The 22763-nt window shown below is 34.5% G+C and carries 30 protein-coding genes and 1 pseudogene; 17 read left to right on the forward strand and 14 right to left on the reverse strand.

All coding sequences use genetic code 11. From position 1 onward, the window contains the following. The first annotated feature begins 202 nt into the window (after positions 1–202). The 6 genes from ACUXVC_RS06885 to ACUXVC_RS06910 all read left to right on the forward strand — a co-directional run bounded on the left by ACUXVC_RS06885 (position 203) and on the right by ACUXVC_RS06910 (position 5011). Positions 203–583, forward strand: coding sequence for a GntR family transcriptional regulator (locus ACUXVC_RS06885; RefSeq protein WP_000687503.1), 381 nt, complete (start codon positions 203–205; stop codon positions 581–583). Continuing rightward, positions 580–1278: an ABC transporter ATP-binding protein gene (locus tag ACUXVC_RS06890; protein ID WP_000137747.1), complete on the forward strand. Its 699-nt coding sequence runs from the start codon at positions 580–582 to the stop codon at positions 1276–1278. The genes ACUXVC_RS06885 and ACUXVC_RS06890 overlap by 4 nt, the downstream gene beginning before the upstream one ends. Continuing rightward, positions 1275–2057, forward strand: coding sequence for an ABC transporter permease (locus ACUXVC_RS06895; RefSeq protein ID WP_095691181.1), 783 nt, complete (start codon positions 1275–1277; stop codon positions 2055–2057). Before ACUXVC_RS06890 ends, ACUXVC_RS06895 begins: the two co-directional genes overlap by 4 nt. A 14-nt stretch (positions 2058–2071) precedes the next feature. Beyond that, positions 2072–2974, forward strand: a complete 903-nt coding sequence (locus ACUXVC_RS06900; protein WP_000528788.1) for an ABC transporter ATP-binding protein — start codon at positions 2072–2074, stop codon at positions 2972–2974. Then, entirely contained in the window at positions 2974–3750 is a 777-nt protein-coding gene (locus tag ACUXVC_RS06905; RefSeq protein ID WP_095691180.1) for an ABC transporter permease, read from the forward strand. Before ACUXVC_RS06900 ends, ACUXVC_RS06905 begins: the two co-directional genes overlap by 1 nt. A gap of 247 nt (positions 3751–3997) precedes the next feature. After that, positions 3998–5011, forward strand: coding sequence for a CPBP family intramembrane glutamic endopeptidase (locus tag ACUXVC_RS06910; protein WP_098975728.1), 1014 nt, complete (start codon positions 3998–4000; stop codon positions 5009–5011). Between the two features lie 28 nt (positions 5012–5039). On the opposite strand, the gene ACUXVC_RS06915 is transcribed toward ACUXVC_RS06910, so the two are convergent. Both ACUXVC_RS06915 and ACUXVC_RS06920 read right to left on the reverse strand, forming a co-directional pair. After that, positions 5040–5222 carry a DUF3913 family protein gene (locus ACUXVC_RS06915; protein ID WP_000707107.1) on the reverse strand — a complete coding sequence of 61 codons (183 nt, stop codon included), beginning with the start codon at positions 5220–5222 and terminating at the stop codon, positions 5040–5042. Between the two features lie 100 nt (positions 5223–5322). After that, positions 5323–5775, reverse strand: a complete 453-nt coding sequence (locus ACUXVC_RS06920) for an Lrp/AsnC family transcriptional regulator (RefSeq protein WP_001175498.1) — start codon at positions 5773–5775, stop codon at positions 5323–5325. 126 nt (positions 5776–5901) lie between these two features. Here ACUXVC_RS06920 and ACUXVC_RS06925 point away from each other — a divergent pair, with 126 nt between their 5' ends. From ACUXVC_RS06925 to ACUXVC_RS06935, 3 genes are all read left to right on the forward strand, one after another. Next, entirely contained in the window at positions 5902–6312 is a 411-nt protein-coding gene (locus tag ACUXVC_RS06925) for a carboxymuconolactone decarboxylase family protein (RefSeq protein WP_016082359.1), read from the forward strand. Positions 6313–6322: 10 nt separating this feature from the next. After that, positions 6323–6877, forward strand: a complete 555-nt coding sequence (locus tag ACUXVC_RS06930; protein ID WP_141558497.1) for a cysteine hydrolase family protein — start codon at positions 6323–6325, stop codon at positions 6875–6877. An 86-nt stretch (positions 6878–6963) separates the two neighbouring features. Then, positions 6964–7362: an SseB family protein gene (locus ACUXVC_RS06935; protein WP_000435265.1), complete on the forward strand. Its 399-nt coding sequence runs from the start codon at positions 6964–6966 to the stop codon at positions 7360–7362. 33 nt (positions 7363–7395) lie between these two features. On the opposite strand, the gene ACUXVC_RS06940 is transcribed toward ACUXVC_RS06935, so the two are convergent. After that, a complete protein-coding gene (locus ACUXVC_RS06940; RefSeq protein WP_098680115.1) occupies positions 7396–8316 on the reverse strand; it encodes a S66 peptidase family protein in 921 nt (306 codons plus the stop codon). Between the two features lie 115 nt (positions 8317–8431). On the opposite strand from ACUXVC_RS06940, the gene ACUXVC_RS06945 reads away from it, so the two are divergent. Then, complete coding sequence (locus ACUXVC_RS06945) at positions 8432–9520, forward strand: NAD(P)H-dependent flavin oxidoreductase (RefSeq protein ID WP_144465514.1); 1089 nt, start codon at positions 8432–8434, stop codon at positions 9518–9520. 21 nt (positions 9521–9541) lie between these two features. On the opposite strand, the gene dltD is transcribed toward ACUXVC_RS06945, so the two are convergent. The 5 genes from dltD to ACUXVC_RS06970 all read right to left on the reverse strand — a co-directional run bounded on the left by dltD (position 9542) and on the right by ACUXVC_RS06970 (position 13858). Continuing rightward, complete coding sequence (gene dltD / locus ACUXVC_RS06950) at positions 9542–10717, reverse strand: D-alanyl-lipoteichoic acid biosynthesis protein DltD (RefSeq protein WP_001030287.1); 1176 nt, start codon at positions 10715–10717, stop codon at positions 9542–9544. Beyond that, on the reverse strand, positions 10714–10953 hold the full coding sequence (gene dltC, locus ACUXVC_RS06955) for a D-alanine--poly(phosphoribitol) ligase subunit DltC (protein WP_000807310.1): 240 nt from the start codon (positions 10951–10953) through the stop codon (positions 10714–10716). The genes dltD and dltC overlap by 4 nt, the downstream gene beginning before the upstream one ends. Before the next feature lie 68 nt (positions 10954–11021). Continuing rightward, a complete protein-coding gene (gene dltB, locus ACUXVC_RS06960; RefSeq protein WP_053564929.1) occupies positions 11022–12188 on the reverse strand; it encodes a D-alanyl-lipoteichoic acid biosynthesis protein DltB in 1167 nt (388 codons plus the stop codon). Beyond that, a complete protein-coding gene (gene dltA / locus ACUXVC_RS06965) occupies positions 12185–13699 on the reverse strand; it encodes a D-alanine--poly(phosphoribitol) ligase subunit DltA (protein ID WP_000770502.1) in 1515 nt (504 codons plus the stop codon). The genes dltB and dltA overlap by 4 nt, the downstream gene beginning before the upstream one ends. 12 nt (positions 13700–13711) lie before the next feature. Further along, a complete protein-coding gene (locus ACUXVC_RS06970; RefSeq protein ID WP_000440293.1) occupies positions 13712–13858 on the reverse strand; it encodes a teichoic acid D-Ala incorporation-associated protein DltX in 147 nt (48 codons plus the stop codon). 337 nt (positions 13859–14195) lie between these two features. On the opposite strand from ACUXVC_RS06970, the gene ACUXVC_RS06975 reads away from it, so the two are divergent. From ACUXVC_RS06975 to ACUXVC_RS06995, 5 genes are all read left to right on the forward strand, one after another. Further along, complete coding sequence (locus ACUXVC_RS06975) at positions 14196–15365, forward strand: amidohydrolase (RefSeq protein WP_095691176.1); 1170 nt, start codon at positions 14196–14198, stop codon at positions 15363–15365. Between the two features lie 224 nt (positions 15366–15589). Then, on the forward strand, positions 15590–15766 hold the full coding sequence (locus ACUXVC_RS06980) for a hypothetical protein (RefSeq protein ID WP_000929009.1): 177 nt from the start codon (positions 15590–15592) through the stop codon (positions 15764–15766). Next, complete coding sequence (locus ACUXVC_RS06985; RefSeq protein ID WP_000041153.1) at positions 15759–16205, forward strand: flavodoxin; 447 nt, start codon at positions 15759–15761, stop codon at positions 16203–16205. Before ACUXVC_RS06980 ends, ACUXVC_RS06985 begins: the two co-directional genes overlap by 8 nt. Positions 16206–16229: 24 nt before the next feature. Continuing rightward, a complete protein-coding gene (locus ACUXVC_RS06990; protein WP_095691175.1) occupies positions 16230–17003 on the forward strand; it encodes a hypothetical protein in 774 nt (257 codons plus the stop codon). 152 nt (positions 17004–17155) lie between these two features. Further along, the gene (locus ACUXVC_RS06995) at positions 17156–17317 is read left to right on the forward strand and encodes a hypothetical protein (RefSeq protein WP_000651086.1); all 162 of its coding nucleotides are present in this window, start codon (positions 17156–17158) and stop codon (positions 17315–17317) included. A 2-nt stretch (positions 17318–17319) separates the two neighbouring features. Here ACUXVC_RS06995 and ACUXVC_RS07000 read toward each other — a convergent pair whose 3' ends face one another. Beyond that, positions 17320–18222 (reverse strand): aminoglycoside phosphotransferase family protein, encoded by a 903-nt coding sequence (locus ACUXVC_RS07000; protein ID WP_053564926.1) that lies wholly within the window; start codon positions 18220–18222, stop codon positions 17320–17322. Positions 18223–18305: 83 nt separating this feature from the next. On the opposite strand from ACUXVC_RS07000, the gene ACUXVC_RS07005 reads away from it, so the two are divergent. After that, entirely contained in the window at positions 18306–18824 is a 519-nt protein-coding gene (locus tag ACUXVC_RS07005) for a biotin transporter BioY (RefSeq protein WP_095691174.1), read from the forward strand. Between the two features lie 81 nt (positions 18825–18905). Here ACUXVC_RS07005 and ACUXVC_RS07010 read toward each other — a convergent pair whose 3' ends face one another. The 3 genes from ACUXVC_RS07010 to ACUXVC_RS07020 all read right to left on the reverse strand — a co-directional run bounded on the left by ACUXVC_RS07010 (position 18906) and on the right by ACUXVC_RS07020 (position 20682). After that, a complete protein-coding gene (locus tag ACUXVC_RS07010; RefSeq protein WP_000744623.1) occupies positions 18906–19055 on the reverse strand; it encodes a hypothetical protein in 150 nt (49 codons plus the stop codon). Positions 19056–19073: 18 nt separating this feature from the next. Then, the gene (locus tag ACUXVC_RS07015; protein ID WP_000341062.1) at positions 19074–19247 is read right to left on the reverse strand and encodes a hypothetical protein; all 174 of its coding nucleotides are present in this window, start codon (positions 19245–19247) and stop codon (positions 19074–19076) included. A gap of 76 nt (positions 19248–19323) precedes the next feature. Next, positions 19324–20682 carry an MATE family efflux transporter gene (locus ACUXVC_RS07020; protein ID WP_029441800.1) on the reverse strand — a complete coding sequence of 453 codons (1359 nt, stop codon included), beginning with the start codon at positions 20680–20682 and terminating at the stop codon, positions 19324–19326. Between the two features lie 186 nt (positions 20683–20868). Here ACUXVC_RS07020 and uppP point away from each other — a divergent pair, with 186 nt between their 5' ends. After that, a complete protein-coding gene (uppP, locus tag ACUXVC_RS07025; protein WP_000796253.1) occupies positions 20869–21660 on the forward strand; it encodes a bacitracin resistance undecaprenyl-diphosphatase in 792 nt (263 codons plus the stop codon). A gap of 32 nt (positions 21661–21692) precedes the next feature. Here the strand turns inward: uppP and ACUXVC_RS07030 are convergent, their stop codons facing one another. Together ACUXVC_RS07030 and ACUXVC_RS07035 are read right to left on the reverse strand one after the other, a co-directional pair. Then, positions 21693–22280, reverse strand: a complete 588-nt coding sequence (locus ACUXVC_RS07030; RefSeq protein WP_002040836.1) for a thioredoxin family protein — start codon at positions 22278–22280, stop codon at positions 21693–21695. A 33-nt stretch (positions 22281–22313) separates the two neighbouring features. Next, a pseudogene (locus ACUXVC_RS07035) lies at positions 22314–22744 on the reverse strand (YrvL family regulatory protein). Positions 22745–22763 lie beyond the last annotated feature (19 nt).

Consider the following 22763-nt stretch of genomic DNA (forward strand, 5'->3'; position numbering starts at 1 on the left):
AGAAAAGCTGTCTTATTCATTGATAAGACAGCTTTTCTTTATAATTTTGTTTACATAACACTATTATTTCTGTATAGCGATTTACGTTTGGGAAGTTCTATTCGGTTAACGGATAGAACTTTTTGTAATTAAATGGGTATTTACAAACTTTTTGTATCGGTGTATTATTTAACTAGTACACCGATACAAAAGGAGGGAAGAAATGAAAATAGAGTTTTCTCCAAATATACCAATTTACATTCAGGTAATGGAATACATAAAAAAAGAGATCGTAACAGGACATTTATTGCCTGGTGATAAAATTCCCTCTGTCCGTGAATTAGCGAGTGAATTACAAGTGAATCCAAATACGATTCAGCGTACATTTCAAGAGCTAGAACGGGATGGAGTTGTTGTAACACGTAGAGGAATGGGACGGTATGTAACGAATGAAGGGGAGAAAATTATGGAGCTGCGAAAAGAGATGGCGAAAGAATTACTTCATTCTTTTATAGATGGAATGGACAATTTAGGTTTTTCAGAAGAAGAAATTCTTACAATTCTTCGTTCTTCATTACATGATAAGAGGGAGGAGAGCCAATGACAGAGCTATTAAAAATAGAAAACTTATGGAAGAGATACGGATTAAAAGCAGTGATCCGTGAATTAAACATAGAGATTACGGAAGGGAAAATAGTTGGGCTTGTTGGAGATAACGGGAGCGGGAAAACGACGTTATTGAAAATGATTGCAGGCTTGCAACACCCTTCTGAAGGTAGTATCACAATAGACGGTAAAAAGGTAGGATTACAGACGAAAGAAATCGTTTCATTCATGTCCGATAAGCCAGTCTTTGATGATTGGATGACTGTAAAAGACGCTTTATTTTTCTACCGGGATTTTTATAAAGACTTCGATATTCAAAAAGCGGTAGATACGATTGCAGAATTTAAAATACCGTTAGAAGAAAAAATTACAGCATTGTCAAAAGGTATGATAGAGAAGCTGCAAATCATTTTAACATTTTCTCGAAAAGCGAAGCTATACGTACTGGATGAGCCATTGGGCGGGATAGATCCTCTTTCTAGAGAACATGTATTGGATCTAATTCTACAGTTCTATAGAGAAGATTGTACGATATTAATTTCCACTCACTTAATAAATGAAATTGAAAATATTTTTGATGAAGTGATCTTTTTAAAAGATGGAGAAATGGTTCTATATGAAAATGTAGAAGAAATTCGTTTTCAGAGAGGAAAAGCAGTTCATGAATTGTTTAAGGAGGTGTTTAGTAAGTGAAGTCAGTACTTTCCTATTTATGGAATGTAAATAAGAAAAGATATATTGTTACTTTTTTATTCTTTGTGCTAATTGAAGCTGTGTTATTTTCACAAATGATTGTAAGAAAAAGTGATGCAGCTATCAGTAGACAAGAGGGTATATTTGGAATCATTATGATTATATTTTTCTTTTATATTGTTTATATGTTTATACAAACAATGAAATCATATTCACGCTTACTAACTAATCCAATGTTACGACTTACAGCAATATCTGGGAAACAATATGTAATTTCTATGCTTATTTTCTCATTTATCGCAATGGCTATATGGTATGGGATATGTGGAATTCTTTTCTACGTAAGTTATATATTAGCTTTTCCTACGACTTCTGTATATGTAGAGGCAAAAGAGATTATGCAAGTAGGCATAATTAATAATTTAATATATACGATAAGCGATTTATTTGATTTTTTGTTTAGTGTTTTACAAATCATATTAGTAATTACTCTAGTTAAGTTACTTACGAAAAAGAAAAAGGCGCAAAATATACTAATCGTTATTATTTTTCTAGTAATAAATATAGCGATTACTTTAGCGACAACCTTGCTAGGAAAATTAGCTCCAGCTTTCCAAGTATTGCGAAGAGTAGAATATCATAGTGAAAGCAAGAGTCTGTTTATTAATATGTTTCAAGAAAATGGATTTAACATTTTTAATATAAGTTTCATGGTAATGGTTAGTGCTCTAATAATATATGTAATTGCTTATATTATCGATAAAAAACTAGAAGTCTAAAGGAGGAATCAGCATTGGGAAACGTAGTAGTAAAGTTAGAGAATGTTCGAAAAAAGATTGGTGGAACGGAAATTATTCGTGGTTTATCATTTGAGGTTCGTGAAGGAGAAGTATACGGATTCCTTGGACCGAACGGTAGCGGTAAGACGACGACGATCCGTATGATGACAGGTCTTATTTCAATGACAGAGGGCGATATTACAATTTGTGGACATAGTATTCGCTCGGAGCGTGAAAAGGCACTAGAGCAAATTGGAGCGATTGTAGAAAATCCTGAACTATATGATTATATGACAGGCATGCAAAACTTAAAGCATTTTGCGAACATGGCCATTACTCCAATTAGTAAAGAGCGCATTGCTGAGATTGTAAAGCTTGTTGAGTTAGAGCATGCAATTCATAAAAAGGTGAAAACATATTCACTTGGTATGAAACAACGTTTAGGAATTGCACAAGCATTACTTCATCAGCCGAAAATCTTAATTTTAGATGAGCCGACAAATGGATTAGATCCAGCTGGTATTCGCCAAATTCGTGATTATTTACAACGTTTAGCGAAAGAAGAGAATATTGCTGTAATCGTATCAAGTCACTTATTGAGTGAAATTGAATTAATGTGTGATCGCGTTGTTATTATTAAACAAGGTGAGTTTGTACAAGAGTACAACTTACATGAAAAAGTGAAACATGATGAGGCAGTCGTTGTAGCGTTTGAAGTAGATGAAGTTCAGAAAGCGAATGAAATCATTAAAGGTAAAGCAAAAGGGAATGTAATTGTAGCATCTGTAACAAAAGACAACATTCCGCAACTTGTAAAAAAACTTGTTCATGCTGATGTGCTTGTATACGGAGTTACTGTTCAAAATAAAACGTTAGAGGATGAGTTCTTAGCGATTACTGGGGGAGTGAAAGCGTAATGTTTAAATTAATTCAAAATGAATTTTTAAAGTTGCATGCGAAAAAAGGTATGTATATTTTAATTGGTGTCATTGCGGCACTCGAAATTTTAGGTACTTTAGCAATGTTGAAGTGGGGAAAAGGTGATGAGTTTAAGGGATCATATTTAGATTATGCAAACTCAGAGATTGGCTTAATTGTTTTATTTACAACGATTTTTGGGATTACACTTGCTGCCCGTACTATTACTGATGAGTTCCAAAAAGGTACAATTAAACAATTGTTAATCCGTCCAAGAAAAAGACTTGCAGTTTTATTTTCTAAATATATTACAGTGTTATTAGCAATGTTATTTATCGTATTAGCTGGTATGCTAATTGCAATGATTATTGGCGGTATTGTAATGGATGGTAGTAAAACAGAATTAACGTTAGGAATCGTAATGAAGTCCACTTTATATCAACTACTTTCACCGTTCTTTTTTGCAACACTTGCATTTTTCCTAGCAAATGTCTTTAGAAAGTCTGTATTACCATTAATTATTACGATGTTCCTATTCTTCTTACAAGGTGCAATTAACATGGTATTAATAATGTTTGCAAAAGGTGTAGCGAAGTTTGTAGTATTCAACCATTTGGATTTAAGAGCTTACGATAGTAATAAATTAATCAATGGTGGAATAGAACCAACATTTACAGAATTTACGTTTACAACTTCATTATTACTTGTAGCTGCATACTTTGTTGTGTTACTTGTAGCATCAAGTGCATTATTCCAAAAACGTGACGTATTATAATAAAAGAAATCCCCGCTTGTAAAAACGGGGATTTTTATTACATAAATTTCACTTGGATTGCAACTTGAAGAACAGCGATATGGTATTTTAAGAGCTATGCTGTTTGAAATGATTTGAGAAAAATAGGAAGGATTTCAACTATATTCATATTATAATTTAGTTATCCTGCTATTTATAGGGAAAGGATTGCCTATAAAGTACTGATTAAAGTTTTATTTTATTTTTACTATCTTTGGGGGTGTTCTATATGCACTATGCATTTTCACGTATAAGGCTACGTAGCTTTTTTGGATGGATGATTATAGGGGTGTTCCTTATAATGATACCATTAGGTCTAGCAAATGTTTCTGAGAATACGATGGAGGTTATTTCACAAATAACTGTATTTTTTGTATTTCCGTTACTTTGGCTATACGTAAAAACAAATAAAAATAATGTTGTATTTAACAGTTTTTTTGATAAGCCAGGACGTTTATCTTGGGGATTAATTGTATTAGCAACGATAATGGGGATGATTTTTTCAGTTGGCATATCTCAGATTCAATTTTACATATTAGCACATACGTTACCGAATTTCTTAGTTACTATGCTAGAAGACGGAAATGTTATTAATACGAGTAACGTATATATGACGATATTTACTTTCATTTCAGCATGTGTGTTAGCACCTATTATGGAAGAGGTTATTTTTAGGGGATTTTTCTTACAGCGAATGGCTCATAAATGGGGAATTAAAAAAGCTGTAATTATATCTTCAATTATTTTTGGCCTAGGACATTTTGATGTTATTGGTGCGTTCATGTTTGGTGTCGTTATGTGTCTTTTATACATAAAGACAAAAAATATATGGACGAATATAGCTGTGCACGCTCTAAATAATTTGATTGCAACAAGTATGCAATTTTTCGGTGGAGAAGAAAGTGGTACAATCTCAATTACTGAATTACAAGCGCAAAGTAATTTATGGATTGGTATCGGTCTTACAGTTGTTGGATTACTATGGTTAATTCCGTATGTTTGGAAACAATGGCGTACAGTAAAAGAAGTTGGCGTGCCACCAGTACGTTTTATAAATGAGCCAAAAGTAGTGAATTCATCACAAGAAAATGAAGTGTATAGTCAAGTGATCGTAACCGATAGATTGATGGCCATAGAGTTACCAGATGAGGCTGTAAATAAGCTTCGGTTAGAAGAAAATGATTATGTAACAGTAGCTGTAGAAGAAGATAAAATCGTTATAAAGAAAGCACATAATAGATAATTAAAAAGTAGCTCTTAGGAGCTACTTTTTAATTTGTAATAATTTCTACACGAAAATTATTACCGTTCTTGACATATTTAATATCTGTAACAGTGCGGACTGTCTTTAAAATCTCCACTTTTTCACCAATTCGCGGGATGGTCGGAACATTGTCCCAAATACCAAGCAAGTCATCTAATTGTGCCGTTTTTTCATAAAACCAGATTTTCAATGTAAAGCCCCTTTCTCGAATTTTATGTATTTTAATACATAATATATTATTTTTATTCTTATTGTAAGGGGTTTTTTTATAATTTATGAATAAAAATAAATTAATCTTCTGGGAAGATATGTTCAATATCAGGAGTAAGAGATACTTCTGATAATACGATATGAGAAACTGTCGTTGCATATGAAGAAACATCATTGATAAATTCTTCAAGTTCAACGAGTGAAGGAACAGAAATTTTTACAATGTAGCATAAGCTTCCTGTTACTCGGTAACAAAAACTTGCAGATGGATAAGACTGAATAAACTGTTGCATACGTGTTGTATCACCATTTTTTAAAGTGATTTCTAAAATACAATCTAAAACTAGTCCTGCTTTTTTATAGTCGATATCGATTGTATATTTTTGAATAACGCCTTCACTTTCAAGTTTACGAACACGTTCTGCAGTAGACGGAGCAGATAAGTTTACTCGTTTCGCCAATTCACGCATAGAAAGGCGACTATCATTATATAATTCATTTAAAATTTTTCGATCAACACGGTCTAGTTGCATTTGTAAATATACCTCCAGTAAAATAATGATTTTTGTAAAGGAAAAATATAAATTAAGATTCATATGAAATGTAAAGTGAACGTTATTTATTTTACAATAAAACAGAAGGAAATAGGAGGGGAAATGATGGAGAGAATTTCATTATCAAATGTAGGAGATACAAAGTTTCAAAAGTTATTAGGGCATAATTCGGATATATTACACTCGTGGAGTAAGTTAGAAGATACACTGTACAATAAAGGAACTCTTTCAGCAGAGTTGAAGGAGCAAGTGAGAAGAACATTAGCGTATGGGAATGAATGTCCGTACTGTATGGCAAAGGGAAGACCTGATGATGTGCAAAAGGCAGAGGAGATTGGTGTAGCCGTTACTTTTGCGCATACATTTGTTCATGACCGAAAAGCAATAGATGATACTATGTTTCACGCTTTAAAACAATATTGGACAGAAAAAGAAATTGTAGAGCTTTGCGCCTATGTTTGCTTTATTACCGCGTCACAACAACTTGGTTTTCTATTTCAATTACAGCCAAATTAAGGGGGAAATGATGACAAATCAAATAGCACTTATCATAATCGATGTACAAAAGGCATTTCAATTACCCGATTGGGGTGAGAGAAATAATATTTTTGCTGAAGAAAACATGAGAATTTTGTTAGAAGAATGGAGAAAAAGGAAACGACCAGTTTTTCATATTCAACATGTAAATAAAGAAAATGCTCAGTCAATGTTTTATGAGAGAGCGGAAACGGTAAACTTTAAAGAAGAAGTGCAACCACTACTTGGTGAAGTGGTTATTCAGAAATTCGTTAACAGCGCGTTCATTGGGACAAATTTAGAAGAGCAATTAAGAAAGAACAAATGTAATGCAGTAGTGGTTGTAGGATTAACGACAAATCATTGCGTGGAAACTACGACACGAATGGCAGGGAATTTAGGATTTACAACATATTTAGTGAGTGATGCAACGGCTACTTTTAACCGTATAGGTTTAGATGGTAAAGAGTATAGTGCAGAAGATATTCACAATATGACACTTGTAAATTTACATGGAGAGTTTGCTACGATTGTGACGACAAAAGAAGTGTTAAAATTATTTTAAGAAAATAATTGCGAATTATGTAGAAAAAAATAAGAATATTTCGTATAATCTAAGTACAATCATTTTGAAAATAGGGGTGGCATCATATGGAGCAAATTTCAGTAAAGAAATTAGAAGAGGTACTTGTTGTAGCAGGGGATGATAAACAGAAGCAAAAGGAATTTTATGAATTGCTCTTATCTACTGAGTTTTATGTTGCTGGTTCACTAGAAGCAGAGGACGGGGCAACAGAAGGAATACTTCGTTTGCGTCATTTCCAAGGAGAAGGTAGATGGATCGTTCCGTTCTTTACACAAATGGAATTTGTAAAAGATGTGTTGCCAGAAGGAACGCCCCTTATTACGATACGTGGGAAAGAGTTATTTGGTAGCATTGAGAAAGATGCTACAGCTGTATTAAATGTTGGCACTGATATAAGTAAAACATTTATTCCAGAAGAAATTGCAGATATCGCATCTGGACGAATTTTTAATTATTATAAGTAAAAGGAAAAGCGTAATCGCTTTTCCTTTTACTTTTTAATTTGAATATGAAGTGGCTATACCAGAAGAAATAGAGACTGTTTTATTATTCGTGTTTATTGTCGCTGTAGCTCCAAGTGGAATACCGATGTTTGGACTTATATGTCCAATTGGTAAATCGAATAGGACAGGTATATGATATGGCGCGAAATATTCATATAATATTGTTTGCAATGATTGAGATGGCTTTGAAGGAGTGCAGTCGTGACAACTTGTGAAAATAACGCCCCTGCATTCATTAAACTTTCCAGATAAAAGTAGCTGATTTAACATACGGTCAATGCGGTACGGTTCTTCACCAATGTCTTCAAGTAATAAAAGTGTATTGTCCGTATTTATCTCGTAGGGCGAACCAATTATACTTGTTAACACAGCTAAATTTCCTCCTACTAACGTACTTGTAACTGTACTGTGAGAGCTAGGTACGATACATTCTGATGCAGATAAAATGGTTGAATACGGATGGAATAGCTGATTAAAAGAGGATAAAGATAGGGAATCAATACCTTTTCCTAGTTCTTCAATCATCGGACCATGAAATGTTATAAGCTTTGCATAACGTGAAAAAGCAGTATGTAAAGCTGTAATGTCGCTATATCCCCAAAAGATTTTTTGATTCTGCCTAATAACTTCATATTGAATGTGAGGAAGAAGACGAGCACTTCCATAACCACCTCGTGCACAAAAAATTGCCTTCACTTCATTATTTGTAAATGCTTCATGTATATCGTCAAGCCGAACTTGATCACTTCCGGCTAAAAATCCATATTTCTCGTAAACACTCTTCCCGATTATTACGGATAACCCCATCTCTTGTAATACATTCACACCTTTTAATACATTTTCGATTGTAGGTGGACCAGATGGTGCAATAATCATTACTGTATCACCTTGTTTTAATGCATTTGGATAAATCATTAAGCTCAGCCTCCTTCTCTTTCAATATATTCGCTTCATTTGAGGTCCAACCCTTGCAAAAGCAGGGGAAAGCTTATCAAATAAAGAAGATATAAAGGAAATAGGAGGGAAAATGATGTTTACAAGTCGAGTAACAGACATATTAAAAATTGAGTATCCCGTCGTTCAAGCCGGTATGGCAGGCACGATTACGACGCCAGAACTTGTTGCAGCAGTAAGTAATAGCGGAGGATTAGGGACGCTTGGAGCGGGCTATATGAGCCCAGAACAAATTCGTGAAGCGATTTATAGAATAAGAGAACTAACAGATAAGCCTTTCGGTGTTAATTTACTTGTAACGAAAGAGATACAAATAGAAGAAGAGAAGATAAATGAGGCGAAAGTATTACTAAGTGGAGTGAATAGAGAATTAGGTATAGAAGTAGAGGGGACGTTAAAGCTTCCAAAAAGCTATAAGGAACAATTACAAGTGCTATTAGATGAAAAAGTACCGGTCGTTAGTTTTGCATTTCAAACGTTAGAAAAAGAAGAAATAAATGATTTAAAAAGAAGTGGAATAAAAGTTATCGGAACAGCTACCCATGTGAAGGAAGCGAAAGTACTTGCTGAGCTAGGAGTAGATATTATTATCGGACAAGGTAGCGAAGCAGGAGGGCATAGAGGAACGTTTATTGGGAAAGAACGAGATGCTATGATTGGTACTTTTGCGTTAGTACCTCAGTTAGTAGAAGCTGTTCCGCATATCCCAATTGTCGCAGCAGGTGGTGTAATGAACGGACAAGGGCTTGTTGCGGCATTGGCACTAGGAGCAGAAGGTGTTCAAATGGGATCGGCCTTTTTAACAAGTGAAGAGAGTGTTACGCACGATGTGTATAAAGAAGCGGTTTTACATAGTACAGATACGAGCACAACGGTAACTCGTGCGTTTTCCGGGAAATATGCACGGGGTATCCGGAATGAATTTATAGAGAGACATGAAGGAAAAGAAGAAGGGCTTCCGATGTATCCAGTGCAAAACGTATTAACTTCTAAAATACGCCAAGAGGCAGCGAAGCAAAATAAGGAAGAATATATGTCACTTTGGGCAGGACAGGCAGCATCGTTGGCACGAATCGAATCAGCTCAGCATGTAGTGGAGCGAGTTATGAAAGAAGCGGGGAATACAATCGAGCAATTACAAAATATATACAAAAAGACCACTTGAGTAATTCAAGCGGTCTTTTCATTAGTTTGCTTTATAAAATTGTTGGATGGCTTCGTCGATGTAAACCCAGCCTTTCCAACCTAAGTGCATATGATCTTTTAAGAAGTATTTATCGTATTCATGATTTGAGAAGTCGGCAATTGGATAACCAGCTTTTTCAATTTGCTCATGAACTTTCTTATAGTATGCTTCGCGGCGTTCTTTCGGGAAGCCAGCGTAGTCGTACCAAGGACCTTTTACAGGAACAGAAATGAAGAGTGGTTTTGCACCAGATTGTTTTAATAAATCAAGTACAATTTGTAAATCTTCATATTCTGGCGATTGGTCATAAGCATCATTTTTTAAGTAACCTTCACGTTGCTTTAATTTTTTCTTAATTTTGCTATTGAAATAATCATCTTCAATACCGTATTCATTAGATCCAGATTCTACTGCACCTGTTTGATCCGCATGTTTACGAGCCTCTTCCCAGTTCATTTGTTTTAATGAAGGATCAAGCTTTTCTTTGTGCGGTTTAATATTAAACATAGCTGTAAATAAATCTTTACGATCTAAAATGTTACGATAAATATAAGCGAAAGGTTTAGCAGCAAGTGCTTTTACTTTATACTTCGTATCATCATAAGCAATGCCTTCAAGCGAAATTTTTAATAAAGTTTCTTTTTTTACAATCTCAAAGTTTAATAAACGCTTTGCAATTTGTTTTTTCATTTCAGGTTTTAAATCATTGTTGAAAATGAAATGGTAACCTTGTTGCTTTGAAAAGTTAGGTGCAAAGTGCGTTTCATCAATACCTTGTGGTACAAACCATTGCGGAGAAAGAACGAATACCATTTTCTTATCTTTCAATTGATCCATTGTAGATGCGAAGTTTAACACATGTACTAGGTCTTGTGTTCCGCCGCGTCCAAGAAGGAATGGTGTGAACCCTTCAGGCTTTACTTTAAAATAATTAGATGGATGGAAAGCATCCATACGTGCGAATTCCGATGAACCGTACATCGGAAGATATTTTGGATTTGCTAACATCTTTTGCTGTAAAATCATACTTTGAATTTTTTCTTCTTTTAAAGAAGTAGCAGCTTGTTCTACTTTTTCATCACTTAAAAGTGGAAGTAGGAAGCGCGTTGGAATAAGTAAGAATACAGCAAAAAGGGCCAATGCTAAAAGCATCGGACCAAATTTTGCTTTGTTCATCGGATTTCTTCCAACTTTTTAATAACCATGTTTGGTGTAGCCCACTCGTCACGGTCAAAATCAGAAATAGAAACTTCAATATCTAAACGCTCTTGGAATTCAACTAATAAAGATACTACAGCGAAAGAATCAAGAATACCTTCTTCAAATAATTGAACATCTAAGTTTTCTTTCACAATATCGTTTTCACATACTTCTTCTAAAATATCTAATACTTGCTCTTTGAATTCTGCCATTTTTAAAATCTCCTTTATATCCGAAATATATTATATGTGCAACTTCTTAATGGAATAAGAAGGGTGCATTAAAAGTATCTGTTAAGGTGTCCAGAGAAAATTAGGAAACCGAAACATACAACGTGGAACGTAATTACAATCGCAAGGACGTGTGTAAATTTATTGTTTGGCCAAAACTTATGCTTTTTGTTTTTTCGTTCGAAAATATCAAATAAAATAAACAGTGCGGCATGATATAGACCATAAATAACATACTGCGCAACAGCGCTTCCTTGGATGTGCCAAATTCCCATAATGAAGAAGTTTAAAAATGCACCGATATACGAAATTGTGTAACGGTTTTTAATTAACTTTTTCTTCGTTGCAAAAAAGACGAAACGCATGTAAATAAAATCACGGAACCAGAATGATAAACTCATGTGCCAGCGGTTCCAGAAGTCTTTAATATTACGACTAAGGAATGGCTTATTAAAGTTTTCTGGCGTTTTAATTCCCATCATATAACTGATACCAATTACGAACGCACTATAACCTGCAAAGTCAAAGAATAATTGCATGCTAGTAGCGTACATAAAAATCACATTAGATAAAAGTGTATCTTGATTGGCGAATACAGCCTTTACAAGATATGTTGTTATCAAGTGCGCGATTATAAATTTATACAGGAAACCTTGGAAAATACGGTTAAACCCTGTATATAGTAACTTTTGATATTCCTCAGCACTAGGCGGCTTTTGAATATCTTTTTGGAATCTACGGTAACGATCGATAGGTCCACTTGAAATCGCAGGGAAGAATAAAACGAATTCCCAGAAATTAAAGAAGGAAAGTTCTTTAATTAAATTATCACGAACTTCAAAGACCATTTGTACAGCTCTAAATGTTACATAAGACATACCTGCGAAAACAATAAAATGCAATTCAGGTACAAATGGTGCGACTTTTGCCAAAATAAGTGGCAAAATCGATAAAATAACAGCTACACAAAACATGAATGTACTATTATTTTGTTTTCTTAAAATTAAATAGCCTTTAATAAGGGCATATTGCCAAATAATAAATGCGGCTAACATAATCGCTTGCTTCGGTTTATCCGAGAAGATAATAGCAATCATGACTAATGTTAAAACGGCATTATATTTACGCAACATTTTACCTTTTAATCCAGCTATGATAGTAGGTATTAATAAAATGCCCACTATAGCGAAAAAATAAAATGATCCATATGCGGTCATGCTGTAACCTCACTCAATAATTTTTTGCGATCTACCTTTCCATTTGGTGTCATTGGAATAGAAGATTGATACATGAATTTACGTGGAATCATGTAGTTTGGTAATCGCTCATTGAGTTCTTTTTTGATTGCAGATGTTAATTTGAATTCTTTTTCAAACGAATGCTCCCCAGGAACAACAACCGCTAATAAATAATCGTATTTCTCACCTTTTTTAATTGGAACGATAACTGCTCCTTCTACGTAAGAACACGCACGAAGGTGATGCTCAATTTCTTCTAATTCCATTCGATAACCATGCAGCTTAATTTGGAAATCAAGACGACCATTATAGAATAGAAGACCATTTTCAACATAGCCAGCATCGCCTGTTTTATAGGCACGCTCACCGTCAATCATAGTAAATGCTTTTTCTGTTAATTCAGGGCTTCCTAAATATCCAACGCTTACGCTTGGACCGACAATTACGATTTCACCTTTTTCACCATCAGGTGCAATCGTGCCATCTTCTTTCATAATAAGAAGGCGACAGTCTGATTTACAATAGCCAACTGGAAGTGATTTGTATTGATCAAGCACTTCTTCTGTCACGTGAATACCTGTTACAGCGACAGTAGCTTCTGTTGGACCATACGTATTCATAATTGTTGCTTTCGGGAAACGCTCAATTAATTTTCTAGCTACTTCATTTGGTAACACTTCACCGCAGAATAAGAATGTTTTCATGTTCGGTAGCATATTCTCAGAGAAAGATGCTTCCATTAAACACATCTCTGCGAAAGAAGGTGTGGAAGTCCATACTTGTATATCCGATTGCTCTAAAGAAGCAAACAAGTCTTTTGGACGCGCAATCATATCTTTATCGATTGCCCAAAGCGTACCACCTGTTACTAATGATGGGTAAATATCCATAACAGATAAATCGAATGAGAAAGGTGCTTGGTTTAAGAATACTTGCCCTGTTTGTAAGTTGAAATCTTCTACAGCCCATTTTGTAAAGCTAACAAGGCAGTTATAAGTAATCTGAACCCCTTTCGGATTACCTGTGCTTCCTGATGTGTAAATAATGTAGAAGTTCTCATCACCTTTTACCGCATGTTCAGGATTTGGAGTGTTCCCTTTATGAGTAAAGAAAATATCTTTTAAGTTGTCTTCACTTACGATGCGAACTGGTAAATCAGTTACAGTTACTGCTGTTGCCGATAAAAGTAATTTCGCACCAGAATTTTCAGCAATACGTTGTACACGATCAGCTGGGATAGATAAATCTACAGGAATGTAAGCATGTCCAGCTTTTACACATCCTAAAAAGTTAATAATCATTTCAGGTTGCATATGGCCATACACCATAATTGGTGAACGATCGTCTGGATACTCAGAAGAAATCCAATGTGCTAACGCATCAGAATCTTCCTTTAATTGTTTGTACGTAATTTTCGCATCTCGCCAAACAAAAGCGGTTTGATCAGGCGTTTCTGCAGCCCACTTTTCAATTTGTTCTAATAACTTCATAACGTTCCCACCCTAGAATTCATTGTAAATAAATGTACTTGTGTTTGTATCATGGAATCCATACAACCAAAGTAATGCAAATAAAATTGCAAGATAATAAACCGTCTTTGCAACCCATTGTGTGAGTGGTCGAGACCATATCTCTTTTAATCTTTCCATGTCTTTCCCTCTCTTAATGAAATAATAGCTCTTTGTAGGTATCATGTCCTACATTATTGTGAAAAAAACAAAATCCCACATTTTAGGTAAAAATAAGTCAAAAGGCTCTTTTCTGATATTAGCACTAAATACTAAAAAAGAAAATCCCTAACTTAGCAATTATATTACATTCAGCATGAATTTGTAATGGGTTTGACATGTAAATAGAAAGTGGATTGTGTGAATACATAAAAGTGGACTATAAGAATACGTAAAAATGCAGTATTTGTTTTTATTAATCATTTAAGACGGAGTAAAATTTAAAATTTCTAGTTCTTTTGAAAAGGAGGAAATTATCATGAATAGAGTGTGGAAGAGTCTAATTTCGGAAGAAAATATCGTGAAATGGAGAAGGCATTTTCATAAGTATCCGGAATTATCATTTCATGAAAAAGAAACTTCGCAATTTATATATGATACATTATGCTCATTTTCTTCTTTTGAAGTAACGAGACCGACGAAGTATAGTGTACTAGCAATCAAAAGGGGTGTGAAGCAAGGGAAAGTAATTGCGATTCGAGCTGATATAGATGCTTTGCCAATTCAAGAGGAGACAAGTAAATCTTATACATCTGTGAATAAAGGAATGATGCATGCATGTGGGCACGATGCTCACGCAGCTATATTATTAAGTACTGCAGAGGTGCTTAATAATATGAAGGAAGAGTTTGTAGGAGAAATTCGTCTATTCTTTCAGCATGCAGAAGAAGTATACCCTGGTGGTGGACAAGAAATGGTCGAGGCGGGTGTTATGGACGGTGTTGATTATGTAATAGGTTTACATGTTATGTCTGGCTTGGAAAGTGGGAATGTAGGAATTGTATATGGACCGATGATGGCAGCACCAGACGTATTTACAGTTGAGATCCAAGGCAAAGGAGGGCATGCGGCGCGGCCAGAAGAAACGATAGATCCTATCGCTATCGGAGCGCAGATTATTACAAATCTACAACATATCGTATCTAGAAATACAAGTGCTTTCATGCAAAGAGTCCTTTCAGTTACGCAGTTTCATGGGGGAGTGGCTGACAATATTATTCCTAGTACAGCAACTTTAATGGGAACTGTTCGTTCATTTAATCAAGCATTGAGGGTGGAAGCAGAAGGGAAAATCGAAAAAATTGTGAAAGGAATTACAGAAGCACATGGAGGATCGTATACATATACGTATCGATATGGATATGATCCGGTTATTAATGATGAATATATTACGAAAATAGTAGAAGAAAGTGCACTACATTTGTTTGGGAATGAGCGTGTTGTGAAGCTTGAACCTTCTATGGGTGGGGAAGATTTTTCAGCATATTTAAGAAAAGCACCCGGTTGTTTCATTAAATTAGGAACAGGTAATGAAAATATATATACTTGTTATCCACATCATCATCCGAAATTTGACGTGGATGAAGCAGCATTAATTTGTGGAGTGGAGCTATTTTTAGAGACTACTATAAGATTACTAAAATCATAGAAAAACAAAAAAAGGCAACTGCGCTCTATCGCAGTTGCTTTTATTTCTTTCCGTCAGAGAGGGCTGAGAAAGAACTATGCTCATTTATAGTATATGAATAGCTAACGGACAAGCTTGTACATTTTAATCATTTTTTTAAAAATAGTTGTTGACATTGATAATCAATGTCAATTAATCTAAATATAGTTGAAATTGATAATTATTATCAATAGGATGGATGCGACATGTTAATGAGAAAAAAATTTCACCTTCTACGGAGGGGATTAAAAGATAAAAATAAAGATGTTGATCAGCATATGGAATGGCAACGAAATGTAATTCGGTCTGAATATGTAGATGAGAAGAAGAGCATTCAAACAGAAAAAGAGATACAAAGTAAAGGGAGAGGTTCAGTTGAGTAAGTTAGTAATGATTTTTGCAAGTATGAGTGGAAATACAGAGGAAATGGCTGACCATATTGCCGGCGTAATTCGTGAAACAGAAAATGAAATTGAAGTTATTGATATTATGGATTCACCAGAAGCTTCTATATTGGAACAGTATGATGGAATTATTTTAGGTGCATACACATGGGGAGATGGTGATCTTCCTGATGATTTCTTAGATTTTTATGATGCAATGGATTCTATTGATTTAACTGGGAAAAAAGCGGCAGTATTCGGATCATGTGATTCGGCTTATCCGAAATACGGAGTGGCGGTTGATATTTTAATAGAAAAGCTACAAGAGCGCGGAGCAGCAGTTGTGTTAGAAGGACTAAAAGTAGAATTAACGCCAGAAGATGAAGATGTAGAAAAATGTTTACAGTTTGGAGCTGAATTTGTAAAACACCTTTCTTAATGGCAGAAGGGAGCTGAAGAGCAAGTGCATGAGAAAATCTCAATCAAAACGATGACAGATTATCATTTGTATGATTTTATGCGGTGTCCGCATAAATTTTATTTTCGTCATATAAAAAGAAGAGAACCTTCTTCATTTGAATGGCAACAAATAGCGCAAATGATTGTGAATCAAATTATTAACGGGTATTACACGCTACCTGCGGGTCAACAAACGAAAATTGTACTTTTAATATTAATAGAAAAGTATTGGAAAAAAGTAAGGATTAATATGTTTGCTTCGAAGACGGAGTACTATATTGTATTAGCGAAGCTAACGGATCACTTATTACAGTTTGTTGAAAGGGATGATAGTCAGACACCACCATTGTTTTTATACGAGAAGTTTCAAACATATATGGAAGAGTTAGGTGTCCACATGTCATTGACATTTGAAGTTGGTGAGTGGAATGCTGAGTCGTTTGTAATTAAAAAGTATGTTGTCGATGCGGATGAGGAAATGCTTGCTCTTTGTCAGAAGCTAATGACAGTATTCAGTTATAAAGCTTTCGGCGTTCTTCCAGGAAAAATTGAAGTTATTAATTTAATAGAAGGAACTAAGTATGAGTACATTCCGAAACAGGAAGATATTATAACTGGAATGGCTGATTTATCTAGAATGAAAGAAATGTTACAGCAACCTGAGCACTATACAGAGCGTCATTTACGTTCTGAGTGTATAAGTTGTGCGTTTCGTAGTGAATGCCAAGGGGAAGAAGTAAAGAAAGAAGCGAAACAGAAGAAAAATATAGTTCATTAAAGGATGCAACTTTGCATCCTTTTTTGTTATTGACATGAAAAGCTTTTCATCATTTACGGTATATTTGTAGCAGATTTTAATAAAGTGAAACTTTAATCAGTGGGGGTCAATCGGGCTACCCGCAAATAGCGGGATAAAGGGAGGAATAATCAATGAAAGATGAAACGAAAGTATTTCAATGGTTAAAAGAACAAAATGCTCCTTTTGAAATTCAACTGCAAATCCTACAGGCATTTCAATTGTATAAAGTTATTGTTGAAATGGATAAAAAGTTAATGATGTATGAGGAGAGAGTATATAGGGAGAGAATGTAATCTCATCCCTGTAATATCGTTTTTAGTTGTTCTGTACTTGTAATGAATTCGAGTTCATTCTCTGATTCAAAGTTATAAATAATATTATGTAGTAAAGGACTATATTGATAAAAGGTAGTAATGCGGTGAATGAGTAATGGATCATGATGAGAAATAAGTGTACTGTACTGTTCATATACAGATGTAGTAAACTCATGTCCGAAATCATAATATAGTCCTGCAAAATCAAAAGCAGGATCGCCAATTTGCGCATCACCAAAATCGATAACACCTGAAATGCGTTTGTTCTGCTTGTTAAATAAAATGTGATGATGTGTAAAATCAGCGTGAATGATTGTATTTTGAAATTTAGATGTAGCTAGACAGGCAAAGAAATTCTCGAATAAACGATTTAAGGCTGATTTCTGGAACGAAGTAAGATTGTTAGTAACATACTGATTTAATTTAGTTTGTAGCTCTTTCCAGTAGGTAAGTGTTTTTTCAATAGGGAATCCTAACGCTGTAACACTTTTTAGAGGAATACTATGTAGAGCAGCAAGGAAAGTTGCTAATTGTGTAATAAGTGCTTTTCGTTCTTGTTTTTCTAGTGTAGTAACTATTTCTGTTTTTAAAGGTTCACCATGAATGAGAGTATAGTAACTACAAAGCGGAATAGCATCAGTCTCCTTTTTATAGAATAGGTGATACTTTGGAACTTTAATTTCATGTAGTGAACAAGAGAGAAGTGTGCATAGTTCTTTTTCTAACGGAATTCGCATTGCATATTCCTGTTTTCGCGGGAAACGAAACAGTAGCTCATCATTTACTATAATTGCTACATTATCCCAACCTTCTTCATTTTGTTTATATGAATGTATAGAAAGATTAGGCAAAGCTTCTTTTATATAATGTTTGTAAGAGTCCATAATTGTTCCTCGTTTCTGAGTTAAGTTATTCTACTTTATGATATCAGAATTTTCTTTCTATATGTTAAAATATAGCTATCATTATGAAGAAGGGCGGGAGTATTACGAAAAAAAGACTGTTAATCATTTCTCTATGTATCGCTTTTGTATTGTTTTGGTCATATAAAGAGGAGGTTTTTGCTACCTTTAAACCGATTGATCAGTACGAGTTAAATAAGGAATTAAAGAACAAAAGTATAGAAAATTTAACTCATAATGAAATGAAAAAGGTAGGAGAGCATTTTGTGACCGAGCAACTATCCGTGTTTGAGTTTAATAATAAAGAAGATGTGAAACGAAAAGGTGAAGAACTATTTTTAAATAGAGGGTATGAACAATTAATAGAAAATTATTATCCCAATCGTTTTCAAAATTTAGAGTATAAATTTACAAGCGAGGAGATACGTGAAGAGACAGATGAGAGTTTTCTCTATCAAGCTGTAGCGTACGTTGCGGGTACTGAAAATGGTAAGAGAAGCGAAATGAAATTGAATTATGAAGTGAAAATTGTAAAGGTTAATAATATATTTATGGTGCTAGAACAAAAGCAGCGCGTACAATAAAGGAAATTCATTGCTCAATAGATCATTTGGGGGTGTACTACTTAATGCGGAATAAAAAGGCCCTCAAGGAATCAAGGACCTTTAAAGATTTTCATTTTGTTGACCAAGTTCTTTTTGAGCAATATATAAATTTCCTTGCTCCACTTGTTTAAGTGTATGAACAGAATCGCCTGCATATCCTTTTTGTGTTTTAACAGTTCTTTTGGAACGATTGGAATTTTGTTTCTTCATATAATAGGCCACCTTTCATCAAAAATAAACGAAAATGATAAGTATGAGTAATACAGCGGCGAAAATGGTAATGCCCATTAAAAACGAAGTGTTTTTATATTTAGGTGGCTTATGTACATCTTGCCGATATCCAGGTGAAATTTCAGGGGCAAATTCTTCATCGAATGATTGCTTTTTTTCTTTGTCGTCCATATGTACCCACCTTTCTTTTTCATTATATTATACGTTACAAGAAAAAATATGCATAAAGAAAACAGCCGCTTTATTATTAGCGGCTGTTTTGTGTTGTATATTTTCGTTGTACTTGAAAGAGACGGATAAGGAGGAAGGCAGCGCCAAATGCTAGACCGATAATAAGACCGATCCAATAACCTTTTGCGGCCCATTCTGTATATGTTGCTAATATGTAACCTAGTGGTAGACCTATTATCCAATAAGCAATTAAAGTCATAATTAGAGCAACATTTACATCTTTATACCCACGCAGAGCTCCTTGTACAGGGGTTGCAATTGCATCTGAAATTTGAAATAAAATCGCAAAGATAAGAAATTCTTTTGCTAAATGATGAACTTTTGCATCTGTCGTATAAATAGAAGCAATTTGATTATCAAAGAAGTAGAGAAGAATTGAATATAATAAAGCAAAGGCAAGGGCTAATCCAATTCCAATCAGTCCGTATTGTTTTGCATTATCGTAACGTTTTGCTCCAACTTCGAATCCGACTGCAATAGTCATTGCCATTGCTAAACTTAGCGGAGTCATATATAACAAGGAAGCAAAGTTCATAGCTGCTTGGTGAGCTGCAATAGTTGTCGTACTAAAATTACTCATCATGAGCGTTACCGCAGCGAAAATACTCGTTTCAAAAAAAATAGCAAATCCGATAGGAACGCCAAGCTTTAAGAATGTTGTCCAACTCGAAAGAGAAGGGCGATATAATTGTTTGAAAATGTTGAAAGAGGCAAAAGGCTCTTTCGTCTGAATAATAATGACTGTAATAATTAAAATGCACCAATATGTTGCAGTGGAAGCAATTGCTGCTCCGACACCACCAAGCTTTGGGAAACCGAAGTTACCAAAAATTAATAGGTAATTTAATATTACGTTAATTGGTAATGATAGTAATGTAATAATCATCGTTGTGCGAGTTTTTCCTAATGCATCAATAAATCCACGTAAAACAGTGTAAGTGAATAAAGGTATAATTCCTATTGCGATAATACTTAAAAATTGAGCTGCAATTCGTTCCACAGGTTCTTCTAAGCGCATGCCGTTTAAAATAGGTGAAACGACGAAGAAACCGATGAGGATAACAACGAAGCTAGCACAAATTGCTAAATAAACTGCTTGTATGACAACGTGGGGAACGTCCTTTTTTTTCTTGGATCCGACGAGTTGTGCAACAATGGGAGTAGTAGCCATTAAAATTCCTGTTAATCCCGTACTAACTGGAAGCCATATACTTGTTCCAATTGCAACACCTGCTAAATCAGTTGGACTTGCATGTCCTGACATTGTTGTATCAAAAAAACTCATCGCAAATAATGACATTTGCGTTACGAAAATCGGAAAAAATAGTAATACAAATTGCTTTAACTTTTGTGAAAATGAAGTAGTTTCTTTCATAAAATCCCCTTTCCATATAAAAAAACAAACTCTTACTATCATACAATTTAATCAAAGATTAGAAAAGAAATACGCGCCTAAAACATATGAAACCAATAAAAAAAGGATGCACTTTGAAAAGGGATAAGGTATTATGATAAGGTGTGAAAAAATTACATATTATTTGTTATTAAGGAGGCACTACTTGTGGCTGATTGGTTAATTGGTTTAATCATGGGTGCTGTTGAAGGGTTAACAGAGTTTCTACCAGTATCATCAACAGGACATATGATTTTAACAGGACATTTAATTGGATTTGACGATGAGAGAGCGAAAGTTTTTGAAGTTGTTATCCAATTGGGATCGATTTTAGCAGTTGTTGTTATATTTTGGAAGCGTCTATGGTCGTTAGTTGGAATAGGTAAAGTAACAGACGGACCATCGTTAAATTTATTACATATTATTATCGGGATGATTCCTGCCGGGATACTTGGCGTATTATTCCATAGCACTATTAAAGAGGTTTTATTTGGTCCAGGACCAGTTGTTATTAGCTTAGTAGCCGGTGGTATTTTAATGATTGTTGCTGAGAAGTTTTCAAAACCAAGTACAGCAAGAACGTTAGATGAAATCACATATAAACAGGCATTTACAATTGGAATGTTTCAATGTTTAGCTCTTTGGCCAGGATTCTCTCGTTCTGGTTCTACAATCAGTGGTGGTTTATTAGCTCGCGTGTCGCATACAGCGGCAGCTGAATATACGTTCATTTTAGCGGTACCGATGATGGTAGCTGCAAGTGGATTAGATTTAATTAAAAGCTGGGATGTATTAAGCTCAGCAGATATAACGCTATTTGTAACAGGATTTGTAACTGCATTCGTTGTTGCGATGCTTGCAATTGTTTCATTCTTGAAATTATTATCTCGTGTGAAACTAACACCGTTCGCTTATTATCGTTTCATTTTAGCTGCGGTATTCTATTTCTTCATTATGTAATAAAAAAACCTGCCGAGCTCGGCAGGTTTTTTTTATTTTACTATTTTTTCCACCATATTTTCCATTACATGCTCCCAAAGAGAAGTATCATCAGCTAATGTAGCACGGAAATTAGCATACATTTCTTTTTGTTTTTCTTCGAATGTTGGATCTTCTTTTTCAGGTAATGTAGCGCGCATTGAAGTTACTAATTCTTGTACTTTTGGAGCGCGTGGTCCAAAGACGGCTTGTTCATTTCCATCTTTATCAATGAAAATAAAGATTGGAATCGCACGTGCTGTTCCATTTGTTAAATATTGATCCATTAATTCTAAGTTTTCGTCGCGAATTAATAAACTCATTTCAATATTTGCAACTTCAGAAATTCGTTTCATAACAGGTACGCATAAAAGAGCATCGCCACACCAATCAGCAGTTAATACGATAACACGCCAGCCGTCATTTTGACGTTCTTCTAATACAGGAAGTAATTCATTTGGAATTAAAAAGTTATTGTAAATGTGTAGTAGCTCGTATTGGTTTACTTGCATTTCATTCACATATGTATCAAAGGACATACCTTTATCAGCCCATTGTTGTAAGTTCATAATTAACACCTCTTTAGTAAGATTTGCTTTCATTGTACCAATTTTTATATAGAAAAGCTTGTATTCTTACTCTTTCTCGTCACTTAATAATTTATTTAAGAGGAAAAAGAATAGTACGACACATAATTCAGCTATGTTGGACATTTGTACGCTTTCTATCCAATCATCAGCAGTATGAATGACGAACCAATCTAGTGTAATTTCAATGAATGAGAAAAGAGTAATAGAAATCCAATTTGGCATGTTTTGTGTCAGTGGATATAGCAGCGCTTTGAAGAAACTGAAGATGAAAAATGTAATACTGTCTAAGAAAGTGATTAATAAAAAAAGAGAAGTAACGCAGTACGTGAACTATACTCTATACCTGTAATTTGAAAGATTCCTACATATATAAAAAATATAAATGCAAAAATTATAATGAGAAAAAGAGCGATAATACTAATGATAATCGTTTTATCTTTTAGGCTGAGATTTGAGAATTTCTCCTCCTCATGCATTAAAATACCCCCTTTTTCT

The organism is Bacillus sp. N6 (assembly GCF_052805735.1).